At 75.6% G+C, this 12,386-nt stretch carries 12 protein-coding genes; 7 read left to right on the top strand and 5 right to left on the bottom strand.

Going from position 1 to position 12,386, the window contains the following annotated elements; all coding sequences use genetic code 11:
* Positions 1 to 26: 26 nt before the first annotated feature.
* Positions 27 to 716 carry a response regulator gene (locus C892_RS0115560; RefSeq protein WP_026124385.1) on the top strand — a complete coding sequence of 230 codons (690 nt, stop codon included), beginning with the start codon at positions 27 to 29 and terminating at the stop codon, positions 714 to 716.
* 31 nt (positions 717 to 747) lie between these two features.
* Here the strand turns inward: C892_RS0115560 and dtd are convergent, their stop codons facing one another.
* Entirely contained in the window at positions 748 to 1,173 is a 426-nt protein-coding gene (dtd, locus tag C892_RS0115555) for a D-aminoacyl-tRNA deacylase (protein ID WP_017538143.1), read from the bottom strand.
* A gap of 22 nt (positions 1,174 to 1,195) precedes the next feature.
* Positions 1,196 to 3,016: a DUF2207 domain-containing protein gene (locus C892_RS0115550; RefSeq protein WP_017557965.1), complete on the bottom strand. Its 1,821-nt coding sequence runs from the start codon at positions 3,014 to 3,016 to the stop codon at positions 1,196 to 1,198.
* A 113-nt stretch (positions 3,017 to 3,129) separates the two neighbouring features.
* Here C892_RS0115550 and C892_RS0115545 point away from each other — a divergent pair, with 113 nt between their 5' ends.
* The 3 genes from C892_RS0115545 to C892_RS29025 all read left to right on the top strand — a co-directional run bounded on the left by C892_RS0115545 (position 3,130) and on the right by C892_RS29025 (position 7,440).
* Positions 3,130 to 4,089 carry a neutral zinc metallopeptidase gene (locus C892_RS0115545; protein WP_017557964.1) on the top strand — a complete coding sequence of 320 codons (960 nt, stop codon included), beginning with the start codon at positions 3,130 to 3,132 and terminating at the stop codon, positions 4,087 to 4,089.
* 17 nt (positions 4,090 to 4,106) lie between these two features.
* Entirely contained in the window at positions 4,107 to 5,003 is an 897-nt protein-coding gene (locus C892_RS0115540) for a neutral zinc metallopeptidase (RefSeq protein WP_017557963.1), read from the top strand.
* A gap of 88 nt (positions 5,004 to 5,091) precedes the next feature.
* Positions 5,092 to 7,440: a hypothetical protein gene (locus tag C892_RS29025; RefSeq protein WP_152513401.1), complete on the top strand. Its 2,349-nt coding sequence runs from the start codon at positions 5,092 to 5,094 to the stop codon at positions 7,438 to 7,440.
* Here the strand turns inward: C892_RS29025 and C892_RS0115530 are convergent.
* From C892_RS0115530 to C892_RS0115520, 3 genes are all read right to left on the bottom strand, one after another.
* Positions 7,342 to 7,647: a DUF2516 family protein gene (locus C892_RS0115530; protein WP_017557961.1), complete on the bottom strand. Its 306-nt coding sequence runs from the start codon at positions 7,645 to 7,647 to the stop codon at positions 7,342 to 7,344. The two genes, C892_RS29025 and C892_RS0115530, sit on opposite strands and share 99 nt — an antisense overlap.
* A 93-nt stretch (positions 7,648 to 7,740) precedes the next feature.
* Positions 7,741 to 8,679 carry a M56 family metallopeptidase gene (locus tag C892_RS0115525; protein ID WP_017538150.1) on the bottom strand — a complete coding sequence of 313 codons (939 nt, stop codon included), beginning with the start codon at positions 8,677 to 8,679 and terminating at the stop codon, positions 7,741 to 7,743.
* A 4-nt stretch (positions 8,680 to 8,683) separates the two neighbouring features.
* Positions 8,684 to 9,046 (bottom strand): BlaI/MecI/CopY family transcriptional regulator, encoded by a 363-nt coding sequence (locus C892_RS0115520; RefSeq protein ID WP_083932578.1) that lies wholly within the window; start codon positions 9,044 to 9,046, stop codon positions 8,684 to 8,686.
* Between the two features lie 220 nt (positions 9,047 to 9,266).
* Here C892_RS0115520 and C892_RS0115515 point away from each other — a divergent pair, with 220 nt between their 5' ends.
* The 3 genes from C892_RS0115515 (at position 9,267) to C892_RS0115505 (ending at position 12,378) form a co-directional block, all read left to right on the top strand.
* Positions 9,267 to 10,262: an alpha/beta hydrolase gene (locus C892_RS0115515; protein WP_017557960.1), complete on the top strand. Its 996-nt coding sequence runs from the start codon at positions 9,267 to 9,269 to the stop codon at positions 10,260 to 10,262.
* 173 nt (positions 10,263 to 10,435) lie between these two features.
* Positions 10,436 to 11,755 (top strand): D-inositol-3-phosphate glycosyltransferase, encoded by a 1,320-nt coding sequence (mshA, locus tag C892_RS0115510; RefSeq protein WP_017557959.1) that lies wholly within the window; start codon positions 10,436 to 10,438, stop codon positions 11,753 to 11,755.
* Positions 11,752 to 12,378, top strand: coding sequence for a YbjN domain-containing protein (locus tag C892_RS0115505; protein WP_017557958.1), 627 nt, complete (start codon positions 11,752 to 11,754; stop codon positions 12,376 to 12,378). Before mshA ends, C892_RS0115505 begins: the two co-directional genes overlap by 4 nt.
* The last annotated feature ends 8 nt before the right edge of the window (positions 12,379 to 12,386 follow it).

Here is a 12,386-nt window from a genome sequence, read left to right as displayed (position 1 = left end):
CCCAATGCGATTGGGAGGCAGCGAAAGTGACGCGTGTACTCGTCGTTGAGGACGAGGAATCCTACAGCGATGCCCTGTCGTACATGCTGCGCAAGGAGGGGTTCGAGGTCGCCGTGGCGGAGACCGGGACCGTGGCGCTGGAGCAGTTCGAGCGCAGCGGGGCCGACCTCGTCCTGCTCGACCTCATGCTGCCCGGGCTCCCCGGAACCGAGGTGTGCCGGACGCTGCGCCAGAAGTCCAACGTGCCGGTGATCATGCTGACCGCCAAGGACGGCGAGATCGACAAGGTCGTGGGCCTGGAACTGGGCGCCGACGACTACGTCACCAAGCCCTTCTCCTCCCGGGAGCTGGTGGCCCGGATCCGCGCGGTGCTGCGCCGCCAGGGCGAGGAGGAGCCGGTCGAGCTCGCCGCCCTGGAGGCCGGCCCGGTGCGGATGGACGTGGAGCGGCACGTGGTGACGGTGCGCGGCGACAACGTGCAGCTGCCGCTCAAGGAGTTCGAGCTGCTGGAGGTGCTGCTGCGCAACGCCGGCCGGGTGCTGACCCGGATGCAGCTGATCGACCGGGTCTGGGGCGCCGACTACGTGGGCGACACCAAGACCCTGGACGTGCACGTCAAACGGCTGCGCGCGAAGATCGAGACCGACCCGGGCGCCCCCCGGCACATCGTCACCGTGCGCGGTCTGGGCTACAAGTTCGAGCCGGACGCGGACTGACCCGGGCATCCGGGCGGGACGCGCCTGCCCGTCAGACCTCGACGAGCACGGTGAACGGGCCGTCGTTGGTCAGCCCCACCCGCATCCGGGCGCCGAACGCGCCGGTCTCCACGTGCGCGCCCAGGTCGCGGAGCTCCTCGACGACGGCGTCGACGAGCGGCTCCGCGACCGGGCCGGGCGCGGCCGCCTGCCAGGTGGGCCGCCGCCCCTTGCGGGCGTCCCCGTAGAGCGTGAACTGGCTGACGACCAGGACCGGGGCGCCCGCGTCGGAGCACGAGCGCTCGCCCTCCAGGATGCGCAGGTTCCAGATCTTGCGCGCCATCGCGCGCGCCTGACCGCCGGTGTCGGTGTGGGTCGCCCCCACCAGGGCCAGCAGCCCCTCCCCCGGGACCGCCCCGACCGTGCGCCCCTCGACCTCGACCGACGCCCCGTCGACGCGCTGCAGCACCGCGCGCATCCGCGCTCCTCCCGCTCGCTCCCTAACCCAGCATCCGGAAGTGGTGGGTGCTGGAGATGACACCGGACAGGGTGAGCACGAAGGACGTGATGGCCTCCGCGAAGTCCTCCACCTGCCACTCCTCGGGGCCTTCGTACCACGGCAGGCGCTTGTTGGCGCTCTGCTCGCCGGCCCCCGCGGCCGCCAGCACGCTCGCCCAGCGGTCCACGTTGTCGAAGATGAGCGCGTAGGGCAGGTAGCGGGAGAACAGCTCCACCCGGCGCTCCTTGGGCACGTGCTCGGCCTCGGCCGTCATCAGGAAGGCGCGGAAGCCCATCGTGTGCGCGAGCACGCTGCTGCCCCGGGCCGTCTTGGCCGGCATGTACTGGGCGCCCAGCGTCATGGCGGCACCGGCGATGACCACCGCCAGGCCGGTGAACGCGGCGTGGGTGAAGGCCGCCAGCACCGCGGTGAGCGCCACCCCGCCCACGGTCACCCCGATCCCGGCGCTGGCCCAGCGGTTCCGGGTGACGTTGGGGCGGCGGGAGAACCACTTCAGGCGGACCATGTCGCGGTAGAGCTCGTCGCGGACGGCGCCGAGGCGTTCGCCGAAGCCGTCCCGGCGCAGCCGGGACAGGCGGACCTCGACCCGCCGGTCGAAGATCGCGTCGATGAGCATGCGCTCGTAGGGCAGCAGCTCCTCGTCGGCGGGCGGGACCCGCTTGCTGAGCAGCCAGTCGGCCGAGGCCGGGTGCTCGTGCGGCAGCTCCTCGATCAGGTAGTGGCCGCGCACCGCCAGGTCCACCACGGTGGCGGCCAGGTCGACCACGCCCACCTGCTCGTCCAGCAGCGTGCCGATCTGCCCGGGGTGCACGCCGTCGGGCGGGCGGAAGCGGATTCCGCCGGGCAGCCCGGGGCCGGGCTCCAGCGGGACGTTGTCGGCGGCGCCGGACTCGGTGCGCAGGGCCCGCTCGTCCCGGCCGCGGATGCGCACCAGGGCCGCCAGCCCGCCCAGCAGCCCGATCAGCAGCACCCCGAAGACCGAGCCGGTGACCGGGGTGATGGCGAAGGCCGAGGTCAGCGACCAGGTCCGGTCCAGCACCGGCTCGACCCGCGCGGTGCCGGGCGGGTAGGCGGCCACGATCGACAGCCGCTGTCCGGGCACCATGTTGGCCTGCAGGAAGCGGGCGGTGAGCGCCTCGTGCCCGCCCATGTCCGAGGAGGTGCAGTAGATGGAGCTGCGCGGGTCGCCGGCGGTGCAGGACAGGGCCACCGGCGGCAGCGGCGCGTCCACCTGCACCTGGGTCTCGGTGACCGCCTCGCTGTACCCGGCCACCGGGGTCCACTCCAGCTCCACGCCGTCGGCGGTGCTCTGCAGCGTGCCGCGCACGGTGTAGGTGAGCACGGCCGCCGGCGCGTCGCCGCGCTCGACGACCAGGTCCACGGCGTCGCCGCGCTCCTCGGTGCGCACCTCCAGCTCCCGCCCCGAGGGGTCCTCGGCGCCGGCCCCGGAGACCGGGTAGAGCCGGTCGTGGTCGGCGTCGTAGGGCGCGCGGGCCTGCAGGCTGCGGGTGAACTCCCGGCCGGATCCGGCCCCGAAGTCGAGGGTCTCCTCGGCGTGCACCACGCCCGCCTCGTCGATGCGCAGCCGGATGTCGACGGTGGTCGCGTCGGCCTCGGCCCCCTGGGGGACGGTGTGCGTGTCGGTGGTGTCCCGCTCTTCCTGCCGGTCCCGGCCGGGTACCGGCGCCGCTCCCGCCGGTGCCGCCCCGGACGGCACCGTCCAGGGCAGCACGGCCAGGGCCGCGGCGCACACCGCCGCGGCCGGGCGGGCTCCCCGCCCGCGGAGGCCGGTCTCGGACATCGCCAAGCGAGCTTAGCGGCTCCCCCTCGGGGGTCCGTACCGGCCGACCCTCGGAAACCCGTCATAATCGACGTCGTCGTCGGACGTCGGCGGTCCAGGAGGTGAGACGGCGCATGGCCGGCAGGGGGACGCGCTTCGAACGCGCGGGCCGCAGGAGGGGCGCGGGGCCGCGCGTCCTGCTCCCCGAGCGCCCGCCGCGCCCGCCGATGGGCCCGGCGGTGGTCCTGGTGCTGCTCACCGGACTGGGCGCGGTGGGGCTGGCCGGGTTCCTCACCATCTCGGAGGTGGTGGAGCGGCCGGCCGCCGCGGACCCGGTGCGCCCGGCGGCCGCCCAGGAGGCCTCCGCCCCCGGTGCGCAGGGCGCCGGGCCCGTCTCCGCGGCCGGCGACCCGCTCCGGGCGACCGGGGAGATGGCCGAGGTGGCGTGCCCGGCGCCGGAGGTCGACCCGGACGACCAGCGGTCGATGGAGGCGTTCCTGCACGAGATCACCGACTGCCTGGACGAGGCGTGGCAGGAGCAGTTCGCCGCCGGCGACATGGAGTTCGAGCCGCCCAACCGCGTGTTCTGGTACGCCTCCGGGCAGAGCCCCTGCGGCGACTTCCCGGCCGAGGGGACCGCGGCCTTCTACTGCCAGGCGAACAAGGGGCTCTACCTGGGCGTGGAGGACATCGTCGCCTCCTCCCAGCGAAGCGACCGCCCGGAGAGCTACACGTTCATGCTCAGCCACGAGTACGCGCACCACGTGCAGGGCGAGTCCGGGATCCTGGCCCGCTTCCAGGCCGCGCGCGGGTCGGTCTCCGGCGGGGAGCGCGACCTGCTCACCCGCCGCAGCGAGCTGCAGGCCAACTGCCTGGGCGGCACCTTCCTGGGGTCGGTCGAGACCAGCCTTCCGATCGGTGAACGGGAGCGGGCGCATATCCTCGATGACGCCGGGCGCCGGGGCGACTACGACGTGGAGGACCGCACGCACGGCTCCGCCGAGAGCGGCGCCCTGTGGACCGAGCACGGGATGGACCGCAAGGACCCCGCCGCGTGCGACACCTGGAGCGCGGACGAGGGCCTGGTCGACTAGCGGCTGCGAGGAGGAGCGTGGACGTGGGGCAGGGCCGGCGGCGCACCGCGCTCTTCGCGGCCCTGGCCGCGGCGTCGGTGGCGCTCTTCGTGCTGCTGTGGACGGCGGCCGGCGGGTCTTCCGCCCCTGCCCCCGGGGGCGGATCCTCCGCCCCCGACGAGGCCGCCGCGCCCGGCGCGGACTCCCGGGTTCCCGCCGGGCGGGAGGCCCTGGTGGACAACCCGCTCTACGACACGGGGCGGCTGGCCCCGCTGCCCTGTCCTGTGCCCGACCCGGACGTGGAGGACCCGGCGTCCATGGAGCGCTTCCTCGACACGGTGGCCGACTGCCTCGACCAGGCGTGGTCGACCCAGTTCGCCCAGGCGGGGCTGCCCTACGACCCGCCGTCCCGGGTGTTCTGGACCGAGCCCGGCAGCAGCCCCTGCCGCGACTACCCCTCCGAGGCGGGCGCCTTCTACTGCCGCACGAACCAGAGCGTGTACATCGGCACCGAGGACGTGGTGCGCAAGTGGCAGGGCGAGACCAACGGGGCGGTGTACGCCTCGCTGCTCGCCCACGAGTACGCCCACCACGTGCAGGGCGAGTCCGGCCTGCTGGAGTACTACCACGAGCGGCGCGGACGGGAGTCCGGCCGCAGGGCGCAGAACGCCTGGACGCGCCGGTCCGAGCTGCAGGCCAACTGCCTGGCCGGGGCCTTCCTGGGGTCGGTGGCGGTCTCCTACCCGCTGGAGGAGCGGGACACCGCGGCGGTCCTGGAGGACGCCGAGGCCACCGCCGACCGGCCGGACGGCCCCGAGGAGGACCGCACCCACGGGTCGCAGGCCAACAGCCGCGCGTGGACCGAGCGCGGCCTGGAGGGGCAGTCCCCCGGCTCCTGCAACACCTGGACGGCGGAGCCGGCCCTGGTGCAGTGACCGGAACCGGGCGCGGCGGCCGGTGCCGGCCGCTCCCGTCCCCGCACACCGCCCCGTGCGGCCGGGGGCCGCGTGGGACAATCCGAGCATGCCCGAGGACCGCGCCCGTCCCGCCTGTAACGCATGCGACCCCCGTGACGCGAGCGTCGTGGAGCTGAGGATCCACGGGGTCAGCGGCGGGCAGGCCGAGGAGCTGCTGGACGTCGAGCCCGCGGTGCGGGTGGGCGGCGACCGGCTGGCCGGGTTCTTCCGCTGGCGCCGCGCCCCCGACACGCGGACGGTGCCCGGCGTGCCCCGGGAGATCTTCGCCTGGGGCAACCTCACCTCCGGGCGGGCCTCACGTGCACTGTGGCTGCTCCTGCTCCCCTTCATCCTGGTCAACATCGCCTACTGGATGCGCCCGGCGCCGCCGCAGGAGGGCGCCCCGCCCTCCCGCCTGCACCGCGCCGCCGACCTGGCCTACGGGTCGGCCTCGCGGCTGCTGGCGCTGGGCCTGACGGTGCTCCTGGTGCTGGCCGCGGCCGGCGTCGGCATGGACCTGGTCGGCTGGCAGTGCCCGGCCTACGGGGAGCGCTGCGCCGCGCTGCGGCCGCTGCTGGGCGCGCTCTCGGCCCCCGGCGGGCTGCTGGCCCGCCCCGGGCTGTCGCTGGCGGCCGGCGCCCTGCTGCCGCTGGCGGTGGTGGCCCTGCTGTGGCGGCTGTCCCGGCGCACCACCAGCGTCTACGAGGCGGCCGCCCAGGGAACGGCGCCGACGCCGTCGGCCGCGGCGCCGCTGAGCCGGCCGCACTTCTGGCGCAACAGCATGATCATGGGACGGCTGCGGTCGGTGCACATCGCGGTGGCGGTGGGCGCGGTGGGGCTGGTGGCGGCGGTCCCGGCCGCGCGCTTCGACGCCGCCGCGGGGGCTCCGCCGGTCGGCGCCGGGCTCGTCGGCCTGCTCGGCGCGGTGCTCGCCGGCGCGTCGCTGATGGCCCTGGTGCCCGGCACCGCCCACCGGTGGAACCGCAGCGCCGACCGGGTGTGCGCGCGGCTGCGCGACACCGCCCTGGGCCTGCTCGCCGCCACCGTGCTCTACACCGCCTGGCCGCGGCCGGGGTGGACCGCCCAGGGGCGGCTGCCCGGGTACGCCGACGGGCTGACCGGGCTCCTGGCGGCCCTGGGGCTGCTGGTGCTGGTGCTGTTCGCGGCCGCCGCGGCGCTGTACGCGCGCACCCCGCTCAAGCGGGACACCGCGATGCGCGGCCTGGCCGGGCCGTCGGCGGCCGCGGTCGGGCTGCTGCTGGGCGGGGTGTTCTCCTCGGCGGTGGTCTACCAGAGCGCGGGCTTCCTGGGCGGCTGCCACTACCCCGGCGCCGAGCGGGCCGGATGCGTCCCGCTGGCCACCCCCGCCCCCTACTCCTGGCTGCAGCTGGCCTTCGCACTGGAGGCGGTGGTCGTGGCGGGCGTCGCGCTGTGGCTGTGGCTGCGGCTGCGCCGGCGCACCGCCGAGGAGGTGTCGGCGGCCGCCGCCCTGTACGGGCGGCGGCGCGACGCCTACCGGACCCGGATGATCGCCCGCGCGCGGGCGATGGGCCGGATGACCGAGTCGCTGCCGGTGGCGCTGGCGGCGGTGCTCGTGCCCGGCCTGGCCCTGGCCGTGCTGGTGGCCGCCCGCGCGGCCGGGCGGCCGGGCGCCGAGGAGGCGCTGCACGGCGCCGCGGGGGTGCTGGTCACCGCGGGCTCCTGGCTGGGCACGCTGATGCTGGCGGCGCTGTTCGGCGTCGGCTTCAGCGCCTACCGGCGGCGCCCGGTCCGCCAGGCGGTGGGGGTGCTGTGGGACGTGGGGACGTTCTGGCCCCGGGTGGCCCACCCGCTAGCCCCGCCCTCCTACGCCGAGCGGGCGGTGCCGCAGCTGGTGGCGCGGGTGGCCGCGACCGCCGAGGCCGGCCGGGGGGTGGTGCTCTCCGGGCACTCCCAGGGCTCGGTGCTGGCCGCGGCCACGGTCTGGCAGCTCCCGCCGCACGTGCGCCCCTCGGTGGCGCTGGTGACCCACGGCTCTCCGCTGCACCGGCTCTACACCCGCTACTTCCCGGCCTACTTCGGGCCGGCGGCGCTGGCCGACGCGCAGGGGCGGGTGGCCCGGTGGCGGAACCTGTGGCGGGTGACCGACGCGATCGGCGGCCCGGTGCACACCGCCCCGGAGGGCGCCCGGACCCTGGAGGACGCCGAGCCGATCCCGGACCCGCGGCGCTACGACATCCCGGCCGGGGAGGCGCTGTACCCGGAGATCCTGGGGCACTCGTTCTACGTGCTGGACCCGGCCTACGCCGACGCGGTCCGGGAGGCGACGGCGCTGCTCCTACCAGGGACCGTAGGGCCCGCTGCCGCCGCCGCGCCCGATGCCGCGGACGGCGGGGCGCACGTCGAGGATGAAGATGAGCGCGGCGACCAGGGATAGGAAGGTCAAAAAGCCCCCCATGCCCAGCGCCGCCAGCAGCGACAGGCCGGTTCCCACGCCCAGGATCGCCACCCACAGCGTCTTGGTCTGCTTGTCCATGGCGGTATAGGCCTCGGCCGGCGTGCGCGCGGCCTCGATCAGGGCGTACAGCGTCGTCACGAAGATGGCGATGTAGATGGCCTGGTACAGATAGCCCATCAGAACCATGGGAGTCCCCGCCCGTCCTGGTCGCGTCCTGGTCGTCTCAGGGTAAACGCGGCAGTGGGCCCGATCGTGCCCAGCGCCCGCGGGAGGGGCGCGTCACATGGGCAGGTGCCACAGGGAGACCGTGGTGGCCATGAGCAGGCCGGCCGACCCCAGCACGGCGGCGCTCTGGGCGCGGGTCAGGGCGCGGCCGGGCTGCAGCAGGCGGCGCACCCGGGCCAGCACGTCGGTGTGCTCGGCGGTGGCGGCCAGCGCCCCGGCCGGCGCGGAGGCGCCGCGCTCGCCGAACCGCATCAGCGCGGTGGCCAGCTCGCGGGCGGAGCGCTCGCGGCGGGCCTGGTCGTCGGCGCACATCTCGATCAGCAGCGAGACGGTGCGGTAGTAGGCGCGCATCATCCCCAGCCGGGGGAAGGCGCGCTTGAGCGAGGAGAAGGGCAGCAGCACCAGGTCGTGGCGCTGGCGCAGGTGGGCGTGCTCGTGGGCGATGACCGCGGCCAGCTCGCTGGAGTCCAGCACCTCCAGGGCTCCGGCGCTGATCACCACCTCCGAGCGCAGCACCCCGGGCAGGCAGTAGGCGGCCGCCGCGGGGTGGTCCAGGATGCGCGCCCCGGGCACGCCGGGGTCGTCCCGGCCGACCAGGTGCAGCAGGTCGCGGTGGCGCCGCCGGGTGCGCACCACCTGCACGAAGGAGGCCACCAGGCAGCAGAACAGGAGCAGGGTCAGCCCCAGGGCCAGCAGGATCGCCGCCACCTGGGCCGGGCCGAAGGGGCTGGCCGCGGTGACCGCCAGGTGCAGCCCGTGCTCGGCGGCGTCCCGGGCCACGGCGGCCAGACCGCCGAAGACGCCGCGGCCGTAGGGGTCCAGGCCGAAGGCGAGCAGCGCCCCGATCGTGGACACCCCCCAGGCCAGCCCCAGGGCCTGCCAGGCGATGACGGCCACATAGGGGCCGCGGAAGGGCCACTGGGCCCGCCGGAGTCGTGCCGCGGCTGCGAAGCAGCCGACCGCGATCGCGGAGAGGAGTGCGGCACTGACCATACGGCTACGTCCTCTGCTCGTCGTTTCCCTCGAGTGCGCGGCGCAGGGCCTCGGCCTCCTCGTCGCTCATCGAGCGCACGAAGGCGGCCAGCGCCGCGTCGCGGTCGCCGGTCTGCCCGAGTGCGTCGAACATCAGCTCCGACACGTAGTTCTCCCGGCTGGCGGCCGGGCGGTAGCGCCACGCCCTGCCCTCCCGGGTCCGGTCCACGACGCCCTTCTTCGCCAAGCGGTCCAGGACCGTCATCACGGTCGTGTGCGCCAGGTCCCGTTCAGCCAGAGCGCGACCGACCTCGCGTACCGTCATGGGCGCGCTCCGCTGCCACAGTACCTCCATCACCGCGCGTTCAAGGTCGCCGAGCCGATTCATACCGCTGAGTCTACGGCGGGTAGTACTACCCCGTGTGGCACCCCCCGGTCAGGCTCGCCTTCCCCTGCGCCGCCGGGCGCGCCGGAACCCGTGGCCGGACGCGCCGCCGGGCACCGCCGCGCGGCCCGGCCGATCGGCCCCTCATCCCATGTACCGACATTTCGCCCGGGCCTTGCCGCGCCCTGCCCGCAGTTCGCCGTCTGGGCCCTAGGATCACGGTGTGTTCAGCTCGCTGTCCCGCAGAGCGACCGCGCTCGCGGCCTCCTCACTCGTCGTGGCGACCGCCGCCACGCTCGCCGCCGTGCAGGGCGAGCACGGCCCGGCGCCCGCCCAGGACGCCCGGACCGCGGCCGGCAGCGCCCTGCACGGGCCCGTGCCGGACGGCCCCGCCGTGCACCCGCGCCCGGGGTCGGTGGCCGTGTGCGACGAGCCCGGCACCGACGAGATCGTCCGCGTGCCCGACCCCGCCGCGCCGGAGGAGGGCCGCCCGATCTGGGTGCGCCGCCCGCCCGGCCCGGACAGCGCCGACCTGCCCGTGCTGTACCTGCTGCACGGCTCCACCGGCACCCACACCGACCTCAAGGACGCCGGCATCGGACCCCGGATGGACGAGCAGATGTGCCGCGCGGGCGTCGAGTTCGTGATCGCCGCCCCGTTCGGCCAGGAGACCGGGGGCGCCGACACCGAGTGGGGCGACGCGGTCGACGACGACTACCGGATCGAGACGTTCGTGACCCGCAAGGCCGTCGAGGCGGTCGAGGGCGACCTGCGCCGCCCGCGCGCGCTGCGCGCCATCGGCGGGTTCTCCATGGGCGGCTACGGGGCCGCCGCACTCCCGCTGCGCCACCCCGGCCTGTACTCCCAGGCCGTCAGCTGGGCCGGGTACTTCAAAGTGGACGACCCCAGCGGGACCTTCGGCGACGCCCCCGAGGAGCACGCACCGGACCGGCTCCTGGACGACCCCGAGGTGCAGGACATCCGCTTCATGCTCATCGAGGGGAAGCAGGACCGCACCCCGCTCCAGGAGGGCAGCATCCACGGCGAGGCCGAGCGCTTCGCCGGACTGCTGGAGGAGCGCGACATGGAGGTGGAGACGCTCTTCCCCGAGGGGGCGCACACCTACGACGCCTGGCTGCCCACGTTCCCGCAGGCCGTGGACTTCCTCACAGAAGGATGGACCCGCCGGCCCGCGACCGGGGCCGAGAGCGGGGACTGACCCCCTCGGCGACCGCACCCTCCGGCCTCCTCTCCCGACCCCGGGTGCACACCCGCCCCCGCACCCTGTCCATGATGGGAACAGCGTGTGGTTGCGCCCTGTTGTGCGGAAGGGCCCGCACCCGCGGGGCACGGCACCTCCGGTGCCGCTGGGAGAAGGGGGACGACAGGACAGTGGAGCCGGACAGACCGGGCGCCGCGGACCGCGCCGACACCGGCGGCCGCCTGCGCGTGGCCATGCTCAGCATGCACACCTCGCCCCTCGACCAGCCCGGCACCGGCGACGCCGGGGGCATGAACGTCTACATCGTGGAGGTCGCCAAGCGCCTGGCCGAGCGCGGCGCCCAGGTGGACGTGTTCACCCGCGCCACCACGCCCGGCCTGCCCCCGGTGGCCGAGCTGGCGCCCGGCGCCGCCGTGCGGCACGTGGCCGCCGGCCCCTACGGCCCCCTCGACAAGCTCGACCTGGCCCGCTACCTGTGCCCCTTCACCTTCGGGGTGCTGCGCGCCGAGGCCGGCCAGCCCATGGGCCACTACGACGCGGTGCACGGCCACTACTGGCTCTCCGGCCGCGCCGGGCTGGCCGTGGCCCACCGGTGGGGGGTGCCGCTGGTGCAGTCGATGCACACCCTGGCCCGGGTCAAGAACCGCTCGCTGGCCGCCGGCGACGCCCCCGAGCCGGAGCTGCGGGTGCGCGGCGAGGACCAGCTCGCCCGCTGGTCGGACCTGCTGGTGGCCAACACCGACGACGAGGCCGGCCAGCTCACCGAGTACTACGGGGCCGACCCGCACCGGGTCGCGGTGGTCCCGCCCGGGGTGGACCTGGACGTGTTCACCCCCGGCGACCGGGCCGCCGCGCTGCGCCGCCTGGGCATGCCCGAGGACACCGTGCTGCTGCTGTTCGTCGGGCGGGTGCAGCCCCTCAAGGCCCCCGACGTGCTGCTGCGGGCCGCCGCGCGGCTGCTGGAGCGCGACCCCGCGCTGCGCCGCCGCCTGGTGGTGGCGGTGGTCGGCGGACTGTCCGGCAGCGGCGCCGCCGAGCCGCGGCGCCTGGCCGACCTGGCCCGCTCGCTGGGCATCGCCGACGCGGTGCGGCTGGAGCCGCCGCGCGGCCGCGCCGGGCTGGCCGAGTACTACCGGGCGGCGACCGCCACCGTGGTCCCCTCCTACTCGGAGTCCTTCGGGCTGGTCGCGGTGGAGTCCCAGGCCTGCGGCACGCCGGTGGTGGCCTCCCGGGTGGGCGGGCTGCCCACCGCGGTCGCCGACGGCGCCTCGGGGGTGCTCATCGACGGCCACGACCCCGACGACTACGCGCGGGCGCTGCACACCCTGGTCGAGCGGCCGCGGCTGGGCGCGGCGATGGGCCGGGCCGGCGTGGCGCACGCCGCCGGGCTGAGCTGGTCGGCGACGGCCGAGGGCCTGCTGCGCGCCTACCGCGCGGCCGCCGCGCCGGCGCCCGCGTCCCCCGCCGCCTCCGAGGCGAGGGCCGGATGACCGGCGCGGGCACCCGGACGGGCACCATGGAGGGCATGCAGGACATGGAGGGGACCCACACTCCGCAACGCCGGGCGGCCGAGGCCGTCGACGCGGCGGTGCGCGAGGCCGAGCTGGAATGCGAGCGGCCCCGGCCGGGCGCGTTCCTGGTCACACTGCCGGGCCGGCGCAAGCTCAAGACGCTGGTCTGGCTCGACGTGGGCGCGCACAGCCTGCTGGTGAAGTCGTTCTTCTGCCGCCGCCCCGACGAGAACGAGGGCGGCTTCTACCGCTGGCTCCTGGGGCGCAACGAGGACACCTACGGCATGGCGTTCTCCGCCGACGAGGCGGGGGACGTCTACATCACCGGGCGGCTGCCGCTGGCCGCGGTCACCCCCGAGGAGGTCGACCGGCTGCTGGGGTGCGTGCTCACCTACTCCGACGACAACTTCAACACCGCGCTGGAGCTGGGCTTCGCCTCCTCCATCCGCAAGGAGTGGGCCTGGCGGGTCAAGGGCGGGTACAGCCTGCGCAACCTGGAGGCCTTCCGGCACCTGGTCTCCGAGCCCGCCGAGGGCGGGGGCGCGAACGGCGCGGCCCCTTCGGGGAGCGCGGTCGAGCGCCCCGGGCCGGCGAGTCGCTAGGCTGACGG

The sequence above is a fragment of the Nocardiopsis baichengensis YIM 90130 genome (genome assembly GCF_000341205.1).
In the GTDB taxonomy this organism is placed as follows: Bacteria; Actinomycetota; Actinomycetes; order Streptosporangiales; family Streptosporangiaceae; genus Nocardiopsis_A; species Nocardiopsis_A halophila.
This window is presented reverse-complemented; position numbering and strand designations above follow the sequence as displayed.